We start from the raw sequence: 23,008 nt of genomic DNA on the forward strand, positions 1-23,008 counted from the left end.
GCGCCTCCTCTAGAGCTTCGCCAGATAGGGTTCGAGCGCGCGCAGGCTTTGCAGCGAGTTCGCGGGCGCATAGAGATCGACATGCGGCAGCGCCGCCTTGATGCCTCGCGCTTCGGGCGCATAGCCTTCCCAGGCCATCATCGGATTGAGCCAGACGATACGGCGGCAGCGGCGGCGCAGCGCCGCCATTTCGCGGCCGAGCAGCGCGGCATCGCCGGTCTCATAGCCGTCGGAGACGATCATCACGCAGCTGCGCGAATGGAGAACGCGCGAAGCATGCCATCGGTTGAAGGTTTGCAGGCTCTCGCCGATCTTCGTGCCGCCGCCCGCGCCCTGCGCCATGATCGAGAGCCGGTCGAGTGCGCGGCCGGCGTCCTTCTCCTTCATCGCATCGGAGACGTAGGCGAGGCGGGTGTGGAACAGGAACGCCTCGGCCTCGCGGAATTGGTCGAGCACGCCGTGGATGAAGCGCAGGAACACTGATGTGTACATGCTCATCGAGCCCGAGGCGTCGAGCAGCACGACCAGACGCAGCGGCTTGTCCTTGCGCCGCCGTTTGACGAGGCTGATCGGCACGCCGCCATGGCTGATATTGCGATGAATGGTGCGGCGGAGATCAAGCCGGTAGCCGCGCCGCCGCGCCAGATCGCGCCGCGTCAGCCGCGTGCGCATCGCGCTCGCGAGCTGCGCCGCAGCTTCATGGGCCTGTGCGACCTGATCGGGATCGCCAAGCTTCCTGAAATCGACCTCCGCAAGATTGTCCGCGCGCGAAGCGCCTTCCATTCGACCCTCGCCGGAACGGCCTTCCGGAGCATCATCGGACGACGGGAGCTGGTCGGTGACGGACTGGTTGCCGCCCTGCTCCGCCGACTTGTCCCGCAGGCTCTTCAGCGACGGATTGCTGGCGCCGGGCGCCGAGCCAATCGTGCGGGAGCGCGAGCGCACGCGCTTGCCTAGCCAGAACGCATCGAACAGCCCGTCGAACTTGTCCCAGTCGGACTTGCGCGCCGAGAACAAGTGCTTGAATGCCGCGCGCAACAAACTCGGCCGCGCCGCGTAGCCCGACGCCATCAGCGTCGCCGCGTCCTGTCCCTCGGCAAGCCCGACGCGGAAGTCGGCATCACGCAGTGTGCGCAGGAAGGCGGCAAGCCGTGTCGACACGAGGCGAGAGACCTCGTTGAGATCGTCATATCCGGGGCTGGAGCCGCAGCAGCTCATGCGACCTTCCCCAGCAGGCGCTGCGTCACCTCCGACGTGACGCGGGCGCGGTCCTCATGGGTCTTGAGCAGGCAGACCAGCGTCTCATGCACCGTCTCGGGCGCATCGTGGAGATCGCGGATATCAAGCCCGACCAGGGCCGCCGCCCAGTCGAGTGTCTCCGCGACACCCGGGACTTTTCGCAGCTCCTCCTTGCGCACGCCCTCGACCATACGAGCAATCTGGAGCGCGAGCGACGGGCTGGCGCCAGTGACGCGCGCCAGAATGATGCGGGTCTCGCGATCGACGTCGGGATAATCGACATAATGGTAGAGGCAACGCCGGCGCAGCGCGTCGGAGAGCTCGCGCGTGCCGTTCGAGGTCAGCACCACATGCGGGATGGTGACCGCAGGGATGGTTCCGAGCTCAGGGATCGAGACCTGGAAGTCGGACAGCAGTTCCAGCAGGAACGCCTCGAACTCGTCGTCGGCGCGATCGATCTCGTCGATCAGCAGCACCGGCGCCTTCGGCCGGCGGATCGCGGCGAGCAGCGGTCGCTCCAGCAGGTACTTTTCCGAGAAGACCTGGTCCTCGATGCTGTCAGTGCCGCGATGGGCCTGGATCGCCAGCAACTGGCGCTGGTAGTTCCACTCGTAAAGTGCCGACGACTGGTCGAGGCCTTCGTAACATTGCAGACGGATCAGCTTAGTCGCGTGCACCTTGGCGAGCGTCTTCGCCACCTCGGTCTTGCCGACGCCCGCCTCGCCTTCGAGCAAGAGCGGACGCCGCAGCAATTGCATCAGCGAGATCGCAGTCGCGAGGTCCGCATCGGCGATGTAGCCCGATGCGGACAGGGCTTGTGCGAGTTCGTCACGACCTTTCATGTCTTTTCTCCGTCGTTCCGGGGCGATGCAAAGCATCGAACCCGGAACCTCGAGATTCTCTGGTGCGCAATTGCGCACCATGGATCGCCCTTCGGGCGCCCCCGGAATGACGAACCAACCAACTACGCTACCGCGCCCAGATCCTTGGCCGCCTTCCAGTTGCGCCAGAAGTCGTGCGGCATCTGGATATGCGTACTCCCCAAGAACGAGAACGCGTCGTTGACGGCGTTGGAGAAGGCCGGCACGCCGCCGACATTCGGGCTCTCGCCGACGCCCTTGGCTCCGATGGGGTGATGCGGCGACGGGGTGACGGTGAAATCGGTCTCCCAATGCGGCGTCTCGACCGCGGTCGGCATGAAGAAATCCATGAACGAGCCGGTGACGACGTTGCCCACCTCGTCGTAACGGATCTCCTGACCCATCGCGATCGCGAAGGCTTCGGTCAGGCCGCCATGCACCTGGCCCTCGATGATCATCGGGTTGATGCGGGTGCCGCAATCGTCGAGCGCGTAGAATCGACGGATCTTGTACACGCCGGTATCGACGTCGATGTCCATCACGCAGAGATAGGCGCCGAACGGGTAGGTCATGTTGGGCGGATCGTAGTAGCTCACCGCCTCCAGCCCCGGCTCCATGCCCGGCGGCACAGAGTTGTAGGCTGCCCAGCAGATGTCCTTCATCGACATGAATTTTTCCGGCAGGCCTTTCACGCGGAAGCCGTCGATGTCGAATTCGAGATCATCCTCGTGGACCTCGAGCTTGTAGGCCGCGATCATCTGCGCCTTGGCCTTGATCTTTCGCGCCGCCATCGCGATTGCGGCGCCCGCCACCGGCGTCGAGCGCGAGCCGTAGGTGCCGAGCCCGTAGGGCGCGGTGTCGGTGTTGCCCTCCTCCACCTGGATGTTGTCGGCAGGGATTCCGATCTCGGTCGCGATGATCTGGGCCCAGGTGGTCTCGTGCCCCTGACCCTGGCTCTTGGTTCCCATGCGGGCGATGCCCGCACCGGTCGGGTGCATGCGGATCTCGCAGGAGTCGAACATGGCGATCCCGAGGATGTCGCAATTCTTCGACGGGCCGGCGCCGACGATCTCAGTGAAGAAGGAGATGCCGAGGCCCATGATCTCGCGGGTCTCGCCGCGCGCGAAGGCCGCGCGCTTCTCGGCCTGCTCCTTGCGGAGCGCGGCGTAGCCGGTCGTCTCCATCATCTTGCGCATGGCGGTGTGGTAATCGCCGGAATCGTATTCCCAGCCCAAAGCCGAGTGATACGGGAACTGCTCCGGCTTGATGAAATTCTTCAGCCGCAGCTCCGCCGGATCCATGTTGAGCTTCTGCGCCAGAATATCCATGGCGCGCTCGATGCAGTAGGCCGCCTCCGTGACGCGGAACGAGCAACGGTAGGCGACGCCGCCCGGCGCCTTGTTGGTGTAGACACCGTCCACCGCCAGATGCGCGGTCGGGAAGTCGTAGGAGCCGGTGACGATGTTGAAGAAACCGGCCGGCCATTTCGACGGGTCGGCGCAGGCGTCGAACGCACCGTGATCGGCGAGCACGTGCACGCGCAGGCCGGTGACCTTGCCCTCTTTCGTCGCCGCGATTTCCGTCGTCATGTGATAATCGCGCGCGAACGAGGTCGCGGTCAGGTTCTCGATGCGGTCCTCGACCCATTTCACCGGCTTGCCGGTGACGATGGAGGCGACGGCCGCGCAGATATAGCCGGGATACGCGCCGACCTTGTTGCCGAAGCCGCCGCCGATGTCAGGCGCGATCACATGGATCTTCTGCTCCGGCAGCTTTGCGATCAGCGCCACCACGGTGCGGATCACATGCGGGGCCTGGAACGTGCCGTAGATCGTCAGCTCGCCCTTGATCTTGTCGAAGGAGCAGACGCATTGGCAGGTCTCGAGCGGCGACGGATGGGTGCGGTGATAGGAGATCATCTCCTTGATCTTCACTTCGGCCTTGTTGAAGGCGGCGTCGGTCAGCTCCTTGTCGCCCACGGTCCACTCGAAAATATGGTTGTGATGCTTGCGCGGCCCGTGCGCGCCCGTGGTCTTGCCGGCGAGATCTTCCCGCAGCACCGGCGCGTCCGCATCCATCGACTTGAAGGGATCTACCAGCGGCGGCAACGGCTCGTATTCGACCACCACCTTGTTGATGCCATCGTCGGCGGCATAGCGGTCGGTCGCGACCACGAAGGCGACCTCCTGGTTCTGGAACAGCACCTTGCCGTCGGCGAGCACCATCTGCACGTCGCCGGCCAAGGTCGGCATCCAGGCGAGGTTCACGGTCTTCAGCGTCTCGGCGGTGATGACCGCGAGCACGCCGGGAACTTTCAGCGCCTCGCTGTCGTCGATCTTTTTGACGCGCGCATGCGGATGCGGCGAGCGAACGAAGTCGCCATGCAGCATGCCCGGCAGCTTCACGTCGTCGACGTAATTGCCTTTGCCCTGCGTAAAGCGGATGTCCTCGACGCGCTTGCGCTTGCAGCCCATGCCCTCGAGTGCGGCGGTGCGTTGTTCCCGCGTGGGAGTGAGGTCATTCATTCTGCGGCCTCCTGGAATTCGACGCCGTTGATCTTGGCGCTAGCGTACTGGATTGCCTTGACGATGTTCTGGTAGCCGGTGCAGCGGCAGATGTTGCCGGAGATGCCCATACGGATCTCCTGCTCGCTCGGCGACGGGTTTTCTTTCAGCAGCCGATGCGCGCGGACAATCATGCCGGGCGTGCAGAAGCCGCATTGCAGGCCGTGCATCATGCGAAAGCCTTCCTGCAGGGCCGACAGCGTGCCGTCGGCATTGGCGATGCCTTCGATCGTGGTGATGTCGGAGCCGTCCGCCTGGACTGCGAACATCGTGCAGGACTTCACCGACATCCCGTCGATATCGACAGTGCAGGCGCCGCAATGGGTGGTCTCGCAGCCGATATGGGTGCCGGTCATCTGCAAGTTCTCGCGGATGAAATGCACCAGCAGCGTGCGCGGCTCGACGAGGCCTTCGACCTCGGCGCCGTTCACCTTCATGGTCACATGTGTTTTTGCCATCGATCCCCTCCCTTACTTGGCGACGGCGGCCGCGCGCTGAAGCGCGCGCGTCACCATGATCCCGCCGACATGTTTCCGGTATTCGACCGGCCCCCGCGCATCTGCCGCCGGCGCCATGATCGCTTCGGCTGCGGCAGCCGCCTTTTTCAGCGAGGCTGGATCGAGGCTGGTGCCGATCACCGCTTTGGCGGCGTCAGCGGCGAGCAGCGGCGTCTCGTGGACATTGGTGAGGCCGATCGAACAGGTCGCGACCTTGCCGCCGGACATGGTGAGCACAACGGCCGCCGCCGCGGTGGCGTAGTCGCCGACCTTGCGCTTGAGCTTTTCATAGGCGTAGCCGTGGCCGGCTGCCGGCACGGGGACCGAGACAGAGGTCAGGATCTCGCCGGGTTCGAGCGCAGTGAAATAGGCGCCCTGATAGAAATCGGCGGCGGGGACATCCCGCGCACCATCGGGCCCTTCGAGGCGGTAGGTCGCCCCCAAGGTCATCATCAGCGCCGGCATGTCGTTGCCGGGATCGCCATTGGCGACGTTCCCGCCAATCGTGCCGCGGTAGCGCACCTGGGGATCGGCGATCAGCAGGGCTGCCTCGTGCAGGATCGGCATCGACTGGGCGACGTCGCTGGAGGCCAGCAGCTCGTGCTGGGTGGTCATCGCGCCTATGACCAGATTATTGCCGTCGCGGCGGATGCCTTTCAGGGTGGCGATGCCGTGCAGATCGATCAGATGGGCGGGGGTCGCGAGCCGAAGCTTCATCATCGGCACCAGACTGTGCCCGCCGGCCAGTGGCCGCGCATCCTCGCCGAGGTCTGACAAGAGTTTGACGGCATCGGCGACACTCGCCGGCCGGTGATAGCTGAATGAGCCCGGGATCATCGTCTCCTCCCATAATCGTCCTTGGGCCGGTGGCGGCGCGGACGTTGGCCGGACGGTCTCTCCGAGCGGGGGCAGCTGCAATCGCCGGGGCACGGAACAGCGGATTTCGCACGAGTTGCGGGTGGGAACGCACGAATTGCGTCAGGGACGGCGACCTAAGGCGGCGATCTCGCCGCACCTCTCCCGTTTGCGGGGGCGGTCGACGCGCTCGAAGTGCGCGGGAGGGAGCGCACTTCCCGTGCGGCCGGAGCGTTACGCGTGCCGCCGATTGGCCAGCCCCAGCCTCGCCTTCACCTCGGCGATCTTGGCGCGGCTGACCGGGACCAAGTGTGGTGACGGGCCGTCGAGCTCGAGCACGGCACCGTCGCCCTCTTTCCGGACCAGCGCGACATGGGGGATCGCGACGATATGGCTGCGGTGTACCCTGAGGAACAGCGACGGATCGAGTTGCGCCTCGGCCTCCGAGATCGACCATGGACACATCCGCTCGCGCGTGCCGTCATGGACGAGGGTGTAGTGCGCGTCCGCCCGAACGCTGCGGACGTTGGCCGTGTCGATGAAATGGGTGCCGTCGGCTCCCTCGACCGGCAGCCGCGGCGCCGGTGCGCGGGGCGGCAGGCCGAGACCGCCGAGCGGCCCCACCGGCCGCGGCGATGTCCCAGCCGCGACGACCGGTTCAGCGGGAGCGACTGGCGGTAAAACCGGGTCGGCGGCTGGAGACGTCTGCGCCTGCCGGCGATCCGGCACCAGCGAGAGCAGGAAGCCGGCGGCGATCACGAAGCACAGCACGGCGACGACGATGGAGAGAATTTGCTGCGACGCGGCAAGACCGCTGCCGGGATGGTGATGCCCCGCCCCCGTCAGCGGCTCGAAATGCATGCCGAGCATTGCCGTGTAGTGCATGCCGGAGACGGCGATGCCGAAAGCGATCGAGCTGACGATCAGCCGAACGCCTTCCTGTTGCGCCAGGAAGGCGCGCAAGCCGCCATAGGCGGTGACGACCGCAACCAAAACCGACAGCAGCACCATCGTCCGGTCATGTGCGATGCCGAAGGGACCGGCGAGCCCATGGATGCCGACATAATGCATGCTGGCGATGCCGACGCCGAGCAGCACGGCGGACGAGGCCACCCGCTTCAGGGACGGCTCGCCGATCGAGACGAAGAACAAGGAGATGCCGACCACCAGCGCGCAGATCAGGAACGAGATGATGGTGGGAAGAACGAGATAGACCGTGTCGGGCGGCAGCGGCGCGGCCAGCATGCCGACGAAATGCATGGTCCAGATGCCGACGGCGAGAAACACCGCCGCGCCCGCGAGAAGAACGCGGTTACTGACGCCAGGCGTGTTGCGGATGCGAGCCGCAAGCGCAAAGCCGGTATAGCCACCCAGGCTCGCGATCGCCACAGAGAGCGCGACGAGATAGGGATCGTGTCCTTCGAACATGATCTTGTCGGCCACGCCGTCTCCACGGCACGGCCTCCTCCCGCCGCCGACTTTACAGGGACGGCGGCGGGATTGACAATCAGCGGCGTGTGAAGGCCGCCGGAGCCTCATGGAGAGGGGGCGCGCAAGCGCCGACTCGACCATGCAGGCCCGCGGCAGCATCCGGGCCTCATCCTTTGAGACGCGCTACGCGCTCCCAGGGATGAGGGATGAGAGTCGTTACGCCGCGTTACGCAATTCCCGCCGCGACCTGGCCGCGCAAGCGCTCCAGACCGAGCAGCGTGTTGGCGCAGGCTTCTGCGACCTCGACGCCCTTGATCGCGAAATGCCTGCGGAAGAAATCGTAGTGCACCTCGGTCTCGTGGAATTGCTGCGGCGTCAGCACCGCGGAGAACACCGGCACCTCGGTGCGGAGCTGCACGTCCATCAGCGCCTTGATCACCGTGTCGGCGACGAACTCGTGGCGATAGATGCCGCCGTCGACGACGAGGCCGGCCGCGACGATCGCGGTGTAGCGCCGCGTCTTGGCGAGGATCTGCGCGTGCAGCGGGATCTCGAACGAGCCCGGCACCTCGAACACGTCGACATGGGTGAGGTGGCGCGCCTCGGCCTCCTTCATGAAGGCGATGCGGGCTTCCTCGACCACGTCGCGGTGCCAGCAGGCCTGCACGAAGGCCACCCGCTGCGGTTTTGCAAAACGCGGATGCTCGATTGCCGGCGGGTCCACGGGAACCGGCGGTTGGGTCGTCTCGGCGGTTTCAGCTTTGGAAGTTTGGACTTGGGGATCTTGCAACATCTGATTCATGGCTTTCCTCAGTTAAGGACCAGAATCAGGGCACACGGAACGACAAACAGCCGCACCTTGCGATGCGTCTGCCACCGACCGTTCTCTTTCATCCGGACTTTAACCGTCGGCTTCGGAGTTGCACCGAATCTGCTGACCCTTCCCTTCGGATAAAATCCCTTTTCAGGACAAATCCTGGGGAAGGCGCTCGCGGGCTTGGACCTTTCGGCCCTTACCGCCGGTGGGGACTTCCACCCCGCCCTGAGAACTTATCCACCCGATATGGGTGGACTATTTCGAATTATGACGAACCGGGAGACGGCCAGCAAGAACCTTCCTTATGGGTACTACGCATGTGCCTATGACGTCAGAGCGAAACTCTGCGAAAATCCTGCGGGGCAGACATCGAACAGGGCGGGACCGATCCGGACCCGCAAGGAGGGCCCCCGGCACACGGAACGCAGCAAGGCCGGTCGATCCGATTCCGGTTTGTTCTCCTCCGTTAAGAATTGTGGCGGAGATGAGCTGTGGACGAACGAGTCCTGACTTGTGGACGGACTCGGCAGCCAGTTGCGCAGATTCCGCAAATCACATCAGTTGATCCGCGATAAGCCCGCGCTGATCCCGGGATCGCGAGAGCGACTCCGAGGGGATCGCCTCAGTGATGTTGAGGAAGCGCGCGCCGGACCAACCGCGTGCGTATCAAAGACAACAAGAAGGCAAGAGGTCGAGACGGCATGTCCCTGCTCGAAGGCGCTATCGATTCCCGAAGTCATCCGCTCGCGGTGGTCGAGGATATCGCTGCCAGCAACAACTGGCCGTTCGAACGCTCCGGCGAAGACGAACTCACGATTGTCTCGAAGGGACAATGGACCGACTACCAGCTCTCCTTCACCTGGATGGGCGGGATCGAGGCGCTGCATCTGGCCTGCGCGTTCGACATGAAGATTCCGGTCGCGCGGCGGAACGAAGTGCAGCGGCTCGTCGCCGCCGTCAACGAGCAGTTGTGGGTCGGCCATTTCGACCTGTGGACCAACACCGGCATGGTCATGCACCGTCAGGCCCTGGTGCTGCCGGGCGGACTGACCGCCTCGACCGCGCAATGCGAAGCCATGCTCGCCGGCGCCATCCACGCCTGCGAGCGCTACTTCCCGGCGTTCCAGTTCGTGGTGTGGGCCGGCAAGACCACGACGGAAGCGATGGACGCGGCGATGTTCGATACGGTGGGAGAGGCGTAAGTCTCTCGTGACGTAAGGGAGCCGCCGCTCCCTCCCCACCGTCGTCCTGCGCGTGAAATCGCTTAGGGCACGCGGCTTGTTGCCAACACCTGCATCCACTAGAAACATTCGTGGTTATGGGTCCCGGCCTTCGCCGGGACGACACCGAATTTGTGGTGACCACAGTGGCGAACAGCACCCTTCAAAACATCACCGGCACCATCCTTCTCGCCGGCGCCGGCAAGATGGGCGGCGCGATGCTGACCGGATGGCTTGCGGGCGGGCTCGATCCGCGCCGTGTCGCGGTGGTCGATCCGCACATCGCACCCGAGATCAGCGCGCTTGCCGCCAAGGGCGTGGCGCTCAATCCCGATGTGAAGGCGGCAGGCCGGGTCGAGACCATGGTCGTCGCGGTGAAGCCGCAGATGTTCCGCGAGGCCGGCGCGAAGCTGAAGTCCTTCGTCTCGGAGAACACCTCCGTGGTCTCGATCATGGCGGGAACCACGATCGCCTCACTCCAGGAGGTCTGCGGCGGCGCCGTGGTGCGCGCGATGCCGAACACGCCGGCCGCGATCGGCCGCGGCATCACGGTGGCGGTTGCGGCGAACAACGTCAGCGCGACGCAGCGCGCGGTCGCCGATGCGCTGCTGCGCGCCACCGGCTCGGTCGAATGGATCGAGGATGAGAGCCTGATGGATGCGGTGACCGCGGTGTCCGGCTCGGGGCCGGCCTATGTGTTCCTGCTCGCCGAGGAACTTGCGCGCGCCGGTGTCGAAGCGGGATTGCCCGAGGCGCTGGCGACGAAGCTCGCGCGCGAAACCGTCGCCGGCTCGGGCGAGCTGCTGCATCAATCCGAGCTTCCCTCCGGCACGCTGCGCCAGAACGTCACCTCGCCCGGCGGCACCACGGCCGCAGCGCTCGGCGTGCTGATGGGTGAGCCCGGACTGCGCGACCTGATGATCCGCGCGATTGCGGCCGCAACGCAGCGGTCGAAGGAATTGGCGAAGTAGCAAGATGCCGTAGGGTGGGCAAAGCGAAGCGTGCCCACCACATCTATCTCGCACGCGGAGCAATGGTGGGCACGGCGCTTCGCGCCTTTGCCCACCCTACGATTTCAAGCCTGCCCCGAGGCGCTTGTTGAACATCTCGACATTGACGAGTCCGCGCGCGTGGCGACCATCGCCGAGCTTGCGCGTGCCCTCGAACGCTCCGACCTCGAAACGGATGACGCGGCGCTCGACCGCGACCACTGTCGCGGTGGCTCGCACCGTCGCGCCGACGAGGGCGGCTGCGAGATGGCGGATGTCGACCTCGGTGCCGACGGTGACCCAGCCCGGCTGAAGCGCAGAGCGGATCGCGTCGCCCGCGGTCATCTCCATCTCGAGGATCATCATCGGCGTCGCATAGACAAAAGGCATGCCGGGCACGAAATGTCCGACCGTGCGCTCCACCGGCACCACCAGTGTGCGTTCCGCGCTCATGCCGACCTTGATGAAGTCGCGTGCGTCCATGGTGCTTGCTCAGTGTCGTCCCGGACAAGCGAAGCGCAGATCCGGGCCCCATAGCCACAGGGAGTAGCTTGGCGAAGACTCGCAGTTAGCAGCTCGCCCACAACCGCTCCCTGTGGTTATGGGTCCCCGCGTTCGCGGGGACGACAGTTGTGATTGCTGCTGCGACTGTGGCTACCCGCGCCAGCCGTCGCTACTTCTTCGCCGCCGCCGCGCGCTCCACGAAGGTCTTGCCGCCCTTCATCTTGTGGCGGAGCGGGGCTTCGTTGATCTGGATGACGACGGCATCGGCGTCGACGCCGAGATTCTTCACCAGTGCCTGCGTGATGTCGCGCATCATGCCGGCCTTCTGCTCGTCGGTGCGGCCTTCGGCCATGCTGACGGTGATCTCAGGCATCGTTCTCTCCCTGCTGCTGTCGTCATGATCGGGCTTGTCCCGATCATTCAAAGTCGTGTGCATCAAACAGGACGTGGGTGCCCGGGACAAGCCCGGGCATCAGGCAATGCGCGAATGGCTAGTCCCAGCTCACGTCATGGCGCGCCAGCACCTCGCGCACCTTGGCGACGAGGTCGGCTTCGCTGCACGAGAACTGCGCCGGGCGGCTCTCGCGCCATTCCTGGTTGGAGGCGATGGCGGCGGCCGCCTTGGCGCCCTCGATCAGATCCTTGATCTGCAGCTCGCCGCGCGCCTTTTCATCGGAGCCCTGGATGATGACGCAAGGGCTGTTGCGGCGGTCGGCATATTTGAGCTGGTTGCCCATGTTCTTGGGATTGCCGAGATAGAGCTCGGCGCGGATGCCGGCGGTGCGCAAGGACGCGACCATCTTCTGATAGTCGGCGACGCGGTCGCGGTCGAACACGGTGACGACGACAGGCCCGAACTCGGGCCGCGTGTCGAGCTTGCCGAGCAGCGTCAGCGCGGCCTGGAGACGCGAGACGCCAATCGAGAAACCGGTCGCCGGCACCGGCTCGCCGCGGAAGCGCGAGACGAGACCGTCATAACGGCCACCACCACCGACGGAGCCGAAGCGCACCGGGCGGCCCTTCTCGTCCTTGGTGTCGAGCAGGAGTTCGACCTCGTAGACGGGGCCGGTGTAATATTCGAGGCCGCGCACGACGGAGGGGTCGATCCTGATGCGGTCCGCGCCATAGCCCGACGCCATGACCAGTTTGGCGATCTCTTCCAGCTCGCTCACGCCGGCCTGACCAACTTCGGTCTTGGCGAGGTAAGTTTCCGCCGCGGCAATGGCATCTTTCCAATCGTCGCGCGGTTTGGTGATGGCGAGAACAACGTCAGCCTCGGCCGCGCTCAAATTGGCGCCCTTCGTGAAGTCGCCCTTGCCCTCTTCGCCTCCATCCCATCTGCCGGGACCGAGCAATTTGCGCACCTCGTCGGCCGGAAACTTGTCGAGCTTGTCGATTGCGCGCAGCACGGTCAGTCGGCGTGCGGCATTCTCGTCACCAGCGAGTCCGATTGCCTCCAGAACACCGTCGAGCACTTTTCGGTTGTTCACCTTCACCACATAGGAGCCGCGCGCTATCCCAAGCGCCTCCATCGTGTCCGCGGCCATCATGCAGATCTCGGCATCCGCCGCCGGCGTTGCCGAGCCGACCGTATCGGCATCGAACTGCATGAACTGGCGGAAGCGGCCGGGGCCGGGCTTCTCGTTGCGGAAGACGTAGCCGACGCGGTAGCTGCGATAGGGCAAGACCAGAGCGTCGGTCCCGTAGCGCTCGCCGACGTAGCGGGCGAGCGGCGCGGTCAGATCGTAGCGCAAGCTAATCCACTGCTCGTCGTCGTCCTGGAACGAGAACACGCCCTCGTTCGGGCGGTCCTGGTCGGGCAGGAACTTGCCGAGCGCATCGGTATATTCCATCGCCGGCGTCTCCACCGGCTCGAACCCGTAGAGCTCGTAGACGGCGCGGATCTTCTCGACCATCTCGCGCGTCGCCCGGATCGCGGCGGGATCACGGTCCTCGAGCCCGCGCGGCAGACGCGCCTTCAGTTTCTGGGGTTTTTTGGGTTTTTCGGCCATGCGCGGCGTTTACCAGCCGACGCGCGAGGCGGCAACGCTGACTTACAGCACAAACGTTGACGTACAACCCGGAAACGGCGCTTTCACCTCTCCCCGCTTGCGGGGAGAGGTCGAAATCTGCGCTGAAAGCGCGGATTTCGGGTGAGGGGGACTCTCCGCGAGTCCCTCTGCCACCGTCCCTGCGGAGACTCCCCCTCACCCTACCCTCTCCCCGCAAGCGGGGAGAGGGGAAGAGAGATCGTGCCCCGGCTTGCCCTACGGCTGCTCCATGCGCGCCCGGAGGGCATCAGCGTCGGCCTTTGGCAGCGACTTCAGCGTCGGCTTGATGGTCTCCCCGCCGACGATCTTGCCGTTGCGCATGAACATCCAGTCCGAGATGTCGGCTTCGCTGAACTTGACCTCGTCGCCCGCGTGCTTTCCGGGCAGATCGCGCGGCTCATTGGCGAAGCGGCCGGAATAGGCCCCGTTGGGCAGCTTCTTCACCTCGGCGATCCAGATGTGCTCGCCGCCTTTGCGGGTGGGAAAGCGCACTTTCAGGGCGTGCCCGGCCTCCGACGGCTTGGGCGCCTCGTACGAGGCCCAGAAGGTCGGGAGCGTGCCGCGGGCGCGTGCGATCGCGGTGTTCATCTCGGGATCGGTGGTGCGCACGTCGACGATCGGCGAGCGGTCTTGCGCTGCGACTTCCGGCGTGGGGCCGATGGTCAGGATGCCGAAGACGGAGACGCCGGTGATTGCGGCGAGTACGACCCATTTCAGGGGCTGGGAGAGTTGTGTTGCCATGATCGCGATGTCCAGGATGCTTCGATGTCTCCTGGCTTTGTCGCGGAGTTGTGGCGGGGAGTTCATAGCGCAAAAGTCCACAAACATTTGCGCTTTTCCCCTCTCCCCTTGTGGGAGAGGGTGGCTCGCCGCAAAGCGGCGAGACGGGTGAGGGGTTCTCTCCGCGAATCCAGATTTGGCTGCGTGGAGAGAGACCCCTCATCCGGCGCTTCGCGCCACCTTCTCCCACAAGGGGAGAAGGAAGAAGAGCCTCAAAACACCTTGCGGATCCAGTTGTGCGGATCGTTGGTGCGGCCGTACTGGATGTCGATGAGCTGCTTGCGCAGGCCCATGGCGACGGGGCCGGCGGCGCCGCCGCTGATGTCGAAATCGCCGCTCACCGAGCGCACCTTGCCGATCGGCGAGATCACGGCAGCGGTGCCGCAGGCGAACGCTTCCTTCAGCTTGCCGGAGCCTGCATCCTTGCGCCATTGGTCGAGCGAGTACGGCTCCTCGCGCACCGTCTTGCCGGCATCCTTCGCCAGCGCGATGATGGAGTCGCGGGTGATGCCGGGCAGAATCGTGCCGAGCGGCGGCGTCGACAGCGAACCGTCCTCGAACACGAAGAAGACGTTCATGCCGCCGAGCTCCTCGATGTAGCGGCGCTCGACCGCGTCGAGGAACACGACCTGATCGCAGCCGTGCTGGATGGCCTCGGCCTGCGCGCGCAGGCTTGCGGCATAGTTGCCGCCGCACTTGACCGCGCCGGTGCCGCCGATCGCGGCGCGGGTGTAGTTCTCCGAGACCCAGATCGAGACCGGCGCAGGCCCGCCCTTGAAATAGGAGCCGACCGGCGAGGCGATCACCGCGAAGATGTATTCGGACGACGGCTTGACGCCGAGGAAGGTCTCGCTCGCGATCATGAAGGGCCGCAGGTAAAGGCTGCCCTCGCCGCCCGGCATCCAGGCGCGGTCGATGCGCACGACCTGCTCGACCGCCTCGATGAAGACATCTTCGGGTAGCTGCGCCATCGCCATGCGGTCGGCGGAGTCCTTGAAGCGGCGCGCATTGGCGTCGGGGCGGAACAGGTTCACGCCACCGTCGTCGCGCTTGTAGGCCTTGAGGCCTTCAAAAATCTCCTGGGCGTAGTGCAGGACTGCGCCGGCTGGATCGATCTGGAAGTTGGCGCGCGCCTCGATCTTCGCCTCGTACCAGCCGCCCTTGGCCTGATTGTAGCGGACGATCGCCATGTGATCGGTGAAGACCCGCCCGAAGCCGGGGTCCACCAGCTTGGCGACCCGATCCTTCTCGGGCGTCGGATTGGATGCGGGCTGGATGTCGAATTTCATGCTCATGTCCTTGCCTCCCGCTGCCGGTAGCGGCGCTGTTCGGGCGCCCGCCTGCCCGTTCCGGGCCCGGCTGGCTTGATTAGATTGTTGGCCGAACCACCGCCAGCCTTGTTACGGCCGGTTTCCGTGACCAGCATGTCGCCGAGGACATGCTTTTGCGGAAGGCGGAAGTCCAGTATGTTTTGCCGAAATGCCGCTCGACAATCGCACGGTAGATCTGATCCGGCCGTTGCCGCCTGTCCGGCTCTCTCCGGCCGCTCTTAGAAATGCCACCCGACGCGAAACGATCTAAAATTTCGTGCGGGCTGATCGTTTTGTAACATTGAACCCAAGATACGTCAATATGCCTGACATAAATTTCGCGACTCCCTCTCAAGACGCTGCCGAGCTCCGGCCGGCCGCAGGCGAAGGAGGCAATTTGCGCTGGGATATCATCGAGCTACTGTTCTTCGCCTATCGCGACTTCGTCGGCGATCCCGACCAGGAGCTGGAGGCATTCGGCTTCGGCCGGGCCCATCACCGCGTCATGCACTTCGTCTACCGCTATCCCGGGCTGAAGGTCGCCGATCTGCTCGACGTCCTGCGCATCACAAAACAGTCGCTCGGCCGGGTGCTCAAGCAGCTCCTGGACGAGGGCTACATCGTGCAGAAGACCGGCGACAATGACCGCCGCCAGCGTCTGCTCTACGCCACGCCGAAGGGCGAGGCGCTGGTGCAGAAGCTCGCCGGGCTCCAGACCACGCGGATCACCAAGGCGCTCGCCGAGATGGCGCCGCAGGATGCGGAGACGGTCAAGCGCTTCCTGCGCGCGATGATCGACCGCGACGATCCGGACAAGGTGCTGGAGACGATCTTCGCATCCGTCAACCAAGACGCAAAGGAGTGACCGTGCCGCTCGCTGCCACGCTCGCCCGTCCGCCGGTGCAACCGGCCGATGACGCCCCGCATCTTCTACTGGTCGACGACGACCGCCGCATCCGCGATCTGCTGTCGCGCTTCCTCGCCAGCGAAGGCTATCGCGTCTCGACCGCGGCCAGCGCCAGCGATGCGCGTTCGAAGCTCATGGGCCTGCATTTCGACCTCTTGATCCTCGACGTCATGATGCCCGGCGAGACCGGCTTCGACCTCGCCCGCTTCATCCGGACCTCCTCCTCGGTGCCGATCGTGATGCTGACGGCGCGCCATGAGGCCGAAGCCCGCATCGAGGGGCTCCAGATCGGCGCCGACGACTACGTGGCAAAACCGTTCGAGCCGCGCGAGCTTGCGCTGCGCATCAACAACATCCTCAAGCGCGCCGCCCCGCCGCCGCAGGCCGCGGTGGTGGAGAAGATCGCGTTCGGCCCCTACGTCTACCATCTCGATCGCGGCGAATTGCGCCAGGGCGAGGAGGTCATTCACCTCACCGACCGCGAGCGCGAGATGCTTCGCATTCTCTCGGAGACCCCGGGCGAGACCGTGCCGCGCAGCGCACTGACCGGCAATGGCAGCGTCAACGAGCGCGCCGTCGACGTGCAGATCAACCGCCTCAGGCGCAAGATCGAGACCGATCCCGCCAATCCGCTGTTCCTCCAGGCGGTGCGCGGCATCGGCTACCGGCTGGTGGCATCGCCATAAAGCAGTGAAGCGCGACCGATGAGCACGATCGATACCGGCCTGACCCTGCTGAAGAGCGCTGCCGGCCGCGTCTCCGCCGCCAATGGCTGGATGGGCAATGCGTTCAAGGGCTGGATGCCGACCGGCCTCTATGCCCGCGCGCTGCTGATCATGATCGTGCCGATGGTGATCCTGCAATCCGTCGTCGCCTTCGTGTTCATGGAGCGGCACTGGAACACGGTGACGCGCCGCCTGTCGGCCGCGGTGGTGCAGGACATCGCCGCGCTGATCGACGTCTACAAGGGCTATCCGCAGGACAAGGATCGCGACCAGATCCGTCGCATCGCCCAACAGCGTTTGGGCCTCGTCGTCGATTTCCTGCCCGCCGGCGACATGCCGCCGCCGGGACCAAAGCCGTTCTTCTCGCTGCTCGACCAGACGCTGTCGGTGCAGCTCGGTCGCCAGATCGGGCGCTCGTTCTGGATCGACACGGTCGGCCGCTCCAACCTCGTCGAGATCCGCATCCAGCTCGACGACGCCGTGATGCGCGTGTTCGCGCAGCGCAGCGCGGCCTACGCCTCGAACTCGGAGATCTTCCTGTTCTGGATGGTCGGCACGTCCTCGATCCTGCTGATCGTCGCGGTGCTGTTCCTGCGCAACCAGATCAAACCGATCCTGCGTCTTGCCGATGCAGCCGAGAGCTTCGGCAAGGGCCGCGAGGCGCCGAACTTCCGGCCGCGCGGCGCGCGCGAGGTGCGGCGCGCGGCGGTCGCCTTCCTCGAGATGAAGTCGCGCATCGAGCGCACGATGGAGCAGCGCACCGCGATGCTCGCCGGCGTCAGCCACGATCTGCGCACCATCCTGACCCGCTTCAAGCTCGAGCTGGCGCTGATCGGCGACAACCCGGAGCTCGAGGGCATGCGCAAGGACGTCGACGAGATGTCGATGATGCTGGAGGACTACCTCGCCTTTGCCCGCGGCGATTCCGGCGAGCAGTCGCAGCCGACCGACATGGCGCAGGCGCTCGAGGAGCTGCGCAGCGATGCCGAACGCCACGGCCACGCTGCGACCGTCGCATTCAACGGACTGCCCGTGGTGACGGTGAAGCCGGCCTCGTTCAAGCGCTGCCTCGCCAACCTCGTCACCAATGCAGCGCGCTACGGCAAGAGCATCGCCATCACCGGCCAGCGCGATCACCGTTATCTGACCGTCACGGTCGACGACGACGGCCCGGGCATTCCCGCGCATCTGCGCGAAGAGGTGTTCAAACCGTTCCTGCGGCTGGACAACGCCCGCAACCAGGACGAGGGCGGCACGGGCCTCGGCCTTGCCATCGCCCGCGACATCGCCCGCTCCCACGGCGGCGACATCACGCTCGGCGACAGCCCGATGGGCGGACTACGGGCGAGTGTGCGGATACCGGTGTAGCCGCGATCTTCCTTCTCCCCTTGCGGGAGAAGGTGGCGTAGGCGGCCTTCGGCCGCCGTTCTTAAGAACGCCGAAGCGAAGCTTCGGCTATGGCGCCGGATGAGGGGTTGCCTCAACGAATTCAGAAGTAAGAGCGTCACACGCGGTGAGATACCCCTCACCCGTCTCGCGCCTTCGCGGCGAGCCACCCTCTCCGGCAAGCGGAGAGGGGAAGACAACCCTACTTCGGCAGCAGGTTCTTCAGCTTGTCGACGTCGCGCACGTTCATCTTGAAGCCGCCGGGCATGACGATGTCGCCGGGCTTCTGATCGGGCTTGCAGGCGCCCAGCCATTTCGCTTCGAGCGTCATGCTGGTGTCGCGTCCCGCCGTGCCGGCAGCGCCGCCTTGCGCGTGTGACGAGGTCTTCACCGTATAGGCCGAGTTGAAGTCGCCGGTGATCTCGGCATGCGAGGTGGTGCTGATGCCGGCGACGCTGCACTCGGAATCGCTGACATAACCGGTCGTAGTCTTCTTGATGTCCTGCTTGGCGCAGATCTGCTTGGCCATCGGGGAGACGTTGTTGTTCATCTCCTTGTCGACGGTCTCGTCGGTGCAGTGCTGCATGGTCATTTCCGGCATCGCAGAGCCGCTCCTGACCATCTTCAATTCCCACAGGCCGGCCTTGCGCACCGGCAGATCGTCGGCAGAGGCGCTGCCGGCCGACAACACGAAGCAAGCGGCCGAGCCGAGCAAAGCAAGTTTGCGCGTCATGTGGGAAGCTCCCGGCTGAGAGATCGCTGCGTTACGAAAACGCCTCAGTACAGCGTGCGGATCGGCTGGTTGGCGGCGCCATAGGGCACCCAGCGGCAGGAGAACGAGATGTAGCCGCCCTCATAGGCCTGCACGCCGAGGAATTTGACGACCTTGCCGTAGCGCGCGCAGTGATCGACCGCGACCTGCCGCGCATCGACCTGGGTGGCCATCGAATAGGCGATGATGCCGCCGGTGTCGTTGCCCTTGAACGGAGGCACCGGAAAGATGTCGGCGCGCGCCGGCTGGCTCGCCATCATACCCAGGGCAAGAAGGCCCGCGGCCGCAATGATTCGCATTCCCGTTACTCCAATTGGTTGGCGCCAGTTTACGGTGCCGGGACGGAAGTGAAAAGAACTGAAGCCCTGTCGGATGCGACGTTATGATCAACTCCTGGCCAAGTGTTGCCGCGCTGCACTTGACCTCACCCGCCCTTCGCGGCACCGTCCGACCTTCGCAGATCATTCTGTCTGGATTGCCCATGCGCGCCTCGCCCCCCCTGAAATCGCTCCGCTTTGCCGCCGTGCTCGGCCTCATGTTCGGGGCGCTGTCGCTCGGTGAGGCCAGGGCGGCCAATCCGCTGGAGCTGAACTTCTGGCTGAGCGGACCGCGCTATGACGGCGGCGTCGCCGATTGCGACAAGGCGCTGCCGACGATCGCCACCCAGTTCTGGGAGAAGGAAAGCTCCTTCTGGAACTCCTCGTTGAAGATCACCGGCTTCTCCGCCGTGCGCGAGACCGCGTTCCGGCCCTGGCAGTCCGACAACATTCCGCGCCGCTATTGCACCGGCGAGGCCATGCTCAACGACGGCAAGGTGCGCAAGGTGCATTTCTCGATCATCGAGGATGGCGGCTTCGCCGGTTACGGCAATGGTGTCGAATGGTGCGTGGTCGGGCTCGACCGCAACTGGGCCTACAATCCGGCCTGCCGCGCCGCCAGGCAGTAATTCGACAAGCCCTGATTCGGACCGAGCCAGCGGCTTGGCGGGGGCCGCCCGAATTTTGTTCTTGAAATGTTCTTATCGCCTGCTAGGCTCGATTGCACAGTCTAGTTGAGGGGCGTCGCCATGTTTCATTCCAGATTGCATTCGTTCTCCCGCCTGATGATCTCGCTGGTCCTTGCCCTCCCGCTTGCCGCCGGGCTGGTCGCGCTGACGGGCGCCGCGCAAGCCCAGGACAGGCGGCAGAACGCGCCCGGCGAATTCGATTTCTATGTGCTGTCGCTGTCGTGGTCGCCCTCCTTCTGCGAGGAGGCGGCCGAGCGCGGCGGCCGCTCCCAGATCCAGTGCAGCGGCCGGCCCTATGCTTTCGTGGTGCACGGGCTGTGGCCGCAATACGAGAACGGCTTTCCGGAATATTGCCAGCGGCCGGCGCCACGGCTGAACCGCAGCATCGTCTCCTCGATGCTCGACCTGATGCCCGCGCCGGGCCTGATCTTCAACGAATGGGACAAGCACGGCACCTGCTCGGGGCTCGCCGATCGCAGCTATTTCGAGACGATCCGGAAAGCGCGCGCCGCGATCAAGATTCCGGCCGAGTATCTCGACCTGTCGCAGGCCAAGACCGTGGCGCCGGCGGAGGTCGAGGAGGCCTTCATCAAGGCCAATCCGGGCCTCAGCAGCGCCGCCGTCTCGGTGACCTGCAACCGGACGCGGCTTTCCGAGGTCCGCATCTGCCTCAGCAAGGACCTGCAATTCCGCGCCTGCGAGGAGATCGACCGCCGCGCCTGCCGCCGCGACCAGGTGACCATGCCGCCGATCAGGGGTGGGTAGCTAAATCAGCTCCGTCATTCCGGGGCACGCGACTTGTCCGCCGAAGCTCGAAGAGCGAAGGCGGAAGCGTGACCCCGGAATGACGGGAGTTACTTTCATCGCGCGATGTCGTAACTCTCCGCCATGAACTACCGTCACGCCTTCCATGCCGGCAACTTCGCCGATGTCATCAAGCACATCGTGCTCGCGCGCATCCTCACTTACTTGCAGGACAAGCCGGGGGCGTTCCGCGTCATCGACACCCATGCCGGCGCCGGCCTGTACGATCTCGAAAGCGACGAGGCGCGGCGCGGCGGCGAATGGCTGACCGGCATCGCGCGGCTGATGCAGGCGCGCCTGTCGAACGAGACCGCCGCACTGACCAAGCCCTATCTCGACATCGTCCGCGCCTTCAATCCGAAGGGCGAGCTCAAGGCCTATCCGGGTTCGCCGCTGATCGCGCGCGGCCTGCTGAGGCCGCAGGACCGCCTCGTCGCCTGCGAGCTCGAGCCAAAGGCGCGCAAGGCGCTGATCGACGTGTTGCGCCGCGACGAGCAGGCCCGCGTGGTCGATCTCGACGGCTGGGTGGCGCTGCCGGCCTTCGTGCCGCCGAAGGAACGGCGCGGGCTGGTGCTGATCGATCCGCCGTTCGAGGCAAAGAACGAGTTCGAACGGCTGGGCGAAGCCTTCTCGGAGGCTTTCGCAAAATGGCCAACCGGTATCTATGTAATCTGGTATCCGGCCAAGAGCCGGCGCGCCACCGACACGCTGGCGCAACTCGTGGCGCGGCTCGCAGCCGCAGCAAAGCCGCCGGGCAAATGCCTGCGCCTCGAATTCAGCGCCGCGCCGCAACTGGACGGCGCAGCCCTCACCTCCACCGGACTGCTGATCGTCAATCCCCCTTACACGCTGCACGGCGAGCTCAAGACGATCCTGCCCGAGCTCGAAATGCCGCTCGGCCAGGGCGGCGCTGCCAGATTCCGATTAGAGGTGCCGAGGCCGTAACACTCCGGCATTCTTGGGAAAAATATGCAGGAGCCGTAGTCAATCTGCAAAGAACCGTATTATGCTATTTCCGTGACTGGCTTTGCGTTCCGCTTCCGCGAATGGTTGCGGCGGAGTGAAGGCCTAAGAAAGATCCGGCCGGACCAAAAGGTCCGCCCAAGGATGGCCAGCTCCCGGGCTCCGTACGGCCCGGTCATGTCGTGACGTGAGTCTGCGTCGCGACGGAGGAGCAATGAGGGGGAGTTTCCCGATGGCCATGACGGGAACGGTCAAGTTCTTCAACGGCGAGCGCGGCTACGGCTTTATCAAGCCGGATGACGGCGGTCGCGATGTCTTCGTTCACATCACTGCTGTGGAGCGAGCGGGACTGAAGGACCTTGCCGAAGGACAGCGTATTACTTTCGAAGTCGAACCGGACAAGAAGGGGAAGGGACCGAAGGCGGTCAATTTGGTCATCCTTTCCTAGCGGGCCTGACTCAAAAAACCTTGCGCAAAAAAAGTCCCGGCCGCGAGCGGCCGGGAGGTTATTGTCCGGTATTTTCTTATTTGGCTATCAGAAGTGATAGTTCACGCCTGCGCGCACAACGCTGGCGCTATAGCCGTTTGACACGCCTGTGATTGCGAACTGACTCGTCGACAGATCGATGTAGAGATATTCGAGCTTGGCGGTCCAGTTGGGCGCGAAGCCCACTTCCGCACCGGCACCGATGGTCCAGCCGGCGCTCGTATGCGACTCGGTCCAGCCGAAGGTCTGCGCACGCAGCTCGCCGAAGGCGAGGCCGGCGGTGCCGTAGAGCAGCACGTTGCTGAAGGTATAGCCGGCACGGCCGCGCAGAGTGCCGAACCACGGATTGGAGAACTTCCACGGCGCGAAGGTGTCATCAGCGCCGGCGGCCTGGATATCGCCCTCGACGCCGAACACCCATGGACCGTTCTGGAAATTATAGCCGGCCTGCACACCGCCAACGAAGCCGGAGGGCTTTACGGGTGAGTTACTCACCGACCCCCACTCATAGCCGAGATTGGCACCGAGATACGGACCGGCCCAGCTATAGGCATTGAGCGGCTGATTGACGGTATAGGGCGCACGCTGCCCGTAATTGAGATCGGCGGCCTCTGCCGAAGCTGTCCAGCCGGCGGCAACCAACACGGCCGCGCCCACAACGAGCCTCTTCATCACACACTCCAACGCAACTGCCGTAAACCAGTGCGATGCCCGCGCCGCCGCGCCGCGCCACGTCGCATGGTTACGGAACCAAGACCTTTTCGCGTAAGATTTATCGAGAGTTTTAAGTTAAAGCGCTGTTAAGACCCGTTACCGCGCGCTTAACAGACTTAAGGAAGCG

General features: G+C 64.9%; 24 protein-coding genes and 1 riboswitch. Of the genes, 9 read left to right on the top strand and 15 right to left on the bottom strand.

Annotation, left to right across the window (positions count from 1 at the left end):
* Positions 1-9: 9 nt before the first annotated feature.
* The 7 genes from A3M7_RS0122875 to A3M7_RS0122905 all read right to left on the bottom strand — a co-directional run bounded on the left by A3M7_RS0122875 (position 10) and on the right by A3M7_RS0122905 (position 8,248).
* On the bottom strand, positions 10-1,218 hold the full coding sequence (locus A3M7_RS0122875) for a VWA domain-containing protein (RefSeq protein ID WP_027545980.1): 1,209 nt from the start codon (positions 1,216-1,218) through the stop codon (positions 10-12).
* Positions 1,215-2,081, bottom strand: a complete 867-nt coding sequence (locus A3M7_RS0122880; protein ID WP_027545981.1) for a MoxR family ATPase — start codon at positions 2,079-2,081, stop codon at positions 1,215-1,217. Before A3M7_RS0122880 ends, A3M7_RS0122875 begins: the two co-directional genes overlap by 4 nt.
* A gap of 122 nt (positions 2,082-2,203) precedes the next feature.
* Positions 2,204-4,624 (bottom strand): aerobic carbon-monoxide dehydrogenase large subunit, encoded by a 2,421-nt coding sequence (locus A3M7_RS0122885; protein ID WP_027545982.1) that lies wholly within the window; start codon positions 4,622-4,624, stop codon positions 2,204-2,206.
* The gene (locus A3M7_RS0122890; RefSeq protein ID WP_027545983.1) at positions 4,621-5,121 is read right to left on the bottom strand and encodes a (2Fe-2S)-binding protein; all 501 of its coding nucleotides are present in this window, start codon (positions 5,119-5,121) and stop codon (positions 4,621-4,623) included. The genes A3M7_RS0122885 and A3M7_RS0122890 overlap by 4 nt, the downstream gene beginning before the upstream one ends.
* 12 nt (positions 5,122-5,133) lie before the next feature.
* Positions 5,134-5,997 carry a xanthine dehydrogenase family protein subunit M gene (locus A3M7_RS0122895; protein WP_027545984.1) on the bottom strand — a complete coding sequence of 288 codons (864 nt, stop codon included), beginning with the start codon at positions 5,995-5,997 and terminating at the stop codon, positions 5,134-5,136.
* A gap of 252 nt (positions 5,998-6,249) precedes the next feature.
* On the bottom strand, positions 6,250-7,443 hold the full coding sequence (locus A3M7_RS0122900; RefSeq protein WP_027545985.1) for an MHYT domain-containing protein: 1,194 nt from the start codon (positions 7,441-7,443) through the stop codon (positions 6,250-6,252).
* 229 nt (positions 7,444-7,672) lie between these two features.
* Entirely contained in the window at positions 7,673-8,248 is a 576-nt protein-coding gene (locus A3M7_RS0122905) for a 6,7-dimethyl-8-ribityllumazine synthase (protein WP_027545986.1), read from the bottom strand.
* Between the two features lie 76 nt (positions 8,249-8,324).
* Positions 8,325-8,500, bottom strand: a riboswitch (FMN riboswitch).
* A 464-nt stretch (positions 8,501-8,964) separates the two neighbouring features.
* Here A3M7_RS0122905 and A3M7_RS0122910 point away from each other — a divergent pair.
* Together A3M7_RS0122910 and proC are read left to right on the top strand one after the other, a co-directional pair.
* On the top strand, positions 8,965-9,465 hold the full coding sequence (locus A3M7_RS0122910; protein WP_027545987.1) for a YbjN domain-containing protein: 501 nt from the start codon (positions 8,965-8,967) through the stop codon (positions 9,463-9,465).
* A gap of 116 nt (positions 9,466-9,581) precedes the next feature.
* Positions 9,582-10,454: a pyrroline-5-carboxylate reductase gene (proC, locus tag A3M7_RS0122915; RefSeq protein WP_198033805.1), complete on the top strand. Its 873-nt coding sequence runs from the start codon at positions 9,582-9,584 to the stop codon at positions 10,452-10,454.
* Positions 10,455-10,550: 96 nt separating this feature from the next.
* On the opposite strand, the gene A3M7_RS0122920 is transcribed toward proC, so the two are convergent.
* The 5 genes from A3M7_RS0122920 to A3M7_RS0122940 all read right to left on the bottom strand — a co-directional run bounded on the left by A3M7_RS0122920 (position 10,551) and on the right by A3M7_RS0122940 (position 15,102).
* On the bottom strand, positions 10,551-10,955 hold the full coding sequence (locus A3M7_RS0122920) for a thioesterase family protein (RefSeq protein ID WP_027545989.1): 405 nt from the start codon (positions 10,953-10,955) through the stop codon (positions 10,551-10,553).
* 190 nt (positions 10,956-11,145) lie between these two features.
* Entirely contained in the window at positions 11,146-11,412 is a 267-nt protein-coding gene (locus A3M7_RS0122925; protein WP_156936966.1) for a tautomerase family protein, read from the bottom strand.
* A gap of 55 nt (positions 11,413-11,467) precedes the next feature.
* On the bottom strand, positions 11,468-12,988 hold the full coding sequence (gene hisS, locus A3M7_RS0122930; protein WP_027545990.1) for a histidine--tRNA ligase: 1,521 nt from the start codon (positions 12,986-12,988) through the stop codon (positions 11,468-11,470).
* 255 nt (positions 12,989-13,243) lie between these two features.
* A complete protein-coding gene (locus A3M7_RS0122935; RefSeq protein ID WP_027545991.1) occupies positions 13,244-13,768 on the bottom strand; it encodes a YegJ family protein in 525 nt (174 codons plus the stop codon).
* Positions 13,769-14,019: 251 nt separating this feature from the next.
* Positions 14,020-15,102 (bottom strand): branched-chain amino acid aminotransferase, encoded by a 1,083-nt coding sequence (locus tag A3M7_RS0122940; protein WP_027545992.1) that lies wholly within the window; start codon positions 15,100-15,102, stop codon positions 14,020-14,022.
* A 337-nt stretch (positions 15,103-15,439) separates the two neighbouring features.
* On the opposite strand from A3M7_RS0122940, the gene A3M7_RS0122945 reads away from it, so the two are divergent.
* The 3 genes from A3M7_RS0122945 to A3M7_RS0122955 are packed head-to-tail and all read left to right on the top strand — an operon-like array spanning position 15,440 to position 18,117.
* Entirely contained in the window at positions 15,440-15,982 is a 543-nt protein-coding gene (locus A3M7_RS0122945) for a MarR family winged helix-turn-helix transcriptional regulator (protein WP_027545993.1), read from the top strand.
* On the top strand, positions 15,979-16,710 hold the full coding sequence (locus A3M7_RS0122950) for a response regulator (protein ID WP_027545994.1): 732 nt from the start codon (positions 15,979-15,981) through the stop codon (positions 16,708-16,710). Before A3M7_RS0122945 ends, A3M7_RS0122950 begins: the two co-directional genes overlap by 4 nt.
* 18 nt (positions 16,711-16,728) lie before the next feature.
* Positions 16,729-18,117: an ATP-binding protein gene (locus A3M7_RS0122955; RefSeq protein WP_027545995.1), complete on the top strand. Its 1,389-nt coding sequence runs from the start codon at positions 16,729-16,731 to the stop codon at positions 18,115-18,117.
* A gap of 220 nt (positions 18,118-18,337) precedes the next feature.
* Here A3M7_RS0122955 and A3M7_RS0122960 read toward each other — a convergent pair whose 3' ends face one another.
* Together A3M7_RS0122960 and A3M7_RS0122965 are read right to left on the bottom strand one after the other, a co-directional pair.
* Positions 18,338-18,868, bottom strand: coding sequence for a DUF3617 family protein (locus A3M7_RS0122960; protein ID WP_027545996.1), 531 nt, complete (start codon positions 18,866-18,868; stop codon positions 18,338-18,340).
* A gap of 44 nt (positions 18,869-18,912) precedes the next feature.
* Positions 18,913-19,206 (bottom strand): hypothetical protein, encoded by a 294-nt coding sequence (locus A3M7_RS0122965; protein ID WP_027545997.1) that lies wholly within the window; start codon positions 19,204-19,206, stop codon positions 18,913-18,915.
* Positions 19,207-19,388: 182 nt separating this feature from the next.
* Here A3M7_RS0122965 and A3M7_RS0122970 point away from each other — a divergent pair, with 182 nt between their 5' ends.
* The 4 genes from A3M7_RS0122970 (at position 19,389) to A3M7_RS0122985 (ending at position 22,128) form a co-directional block, all read left to right on the top strand.
* Complete coding sequence (locus A3M7_RS0122970; RefSeq protein ID WP_027545998.1) at positions 19,389-19,853, top strand: hypothetical protein; 465 nt, start codon at positions 19,389-19,391, stop codon at positions 19,851-19,853.
* Between the two features lie 120 nt (positions 19,854-19,973).
* Entirely contained in the window at positions 19,974-20,678 is a 705-nt protein-coding gene (locus tag A3M7_RS0122975) for a ribonuclease T2 (protein WP_027545999.1), read from the top strand.
* A gap of 123 nt (positions 20,679-20,801) precedes the next feature.
* Positions 20,802-21,662 (top strand): 23S rRNA (adenine(2030)-N(6))-methyltransferase RlmJ, encoded by an 861-nt coding sequence (locus A3M7_RS0122980; RefSeq protein ID WP_027546000.1) that lies wholly within the window; start codon positions 20,802-20,804, stop codon positions 21,660-21,662.
* Positions 21,663-21,912: 250 nt separating this feature from the next.
* Positions 21,913-22,128 (top strand): cold-shock protein, encoded by a 216-nt coding sequence (locus A3M7_RS0122985; protein WP_008544396.1) that lies wholly within the window; start codon positions 21,913-21,915, stop codon positions 22,126-22,128.
* Positions 22,129-22,215: 87 nt separating this feature from the next.
* On the opposite strand, the gene A3M7_RS0122990 is transcribed toward A3M7_RS0122985, so the two are convergent.
* Positions 22,216-22,839, bottom strand: coding sequence for an outer membrane protein (locus A3M7_RS0122990; protein ID WP_027546001.1), 624 nt, complete (start codon positions 22,837-22,839; stop codon positions 22,216-22,218).
* Between the last annotated feature and the right edge of the window lie 169 nt (positions 22,840-23,008).

It is taken from the genome of Bradyrhizobium sp. WSM2254 (genome assembly GCF_000472645.1).
GTDB classification, from domain to species: domain Bacteria; phylum Pseudomonadota; class Alphaproteobacteria; order Rhizobiales; family Xanthobacteraceae; genus Bradyrhizobium; species Bradyrhizobium niftali.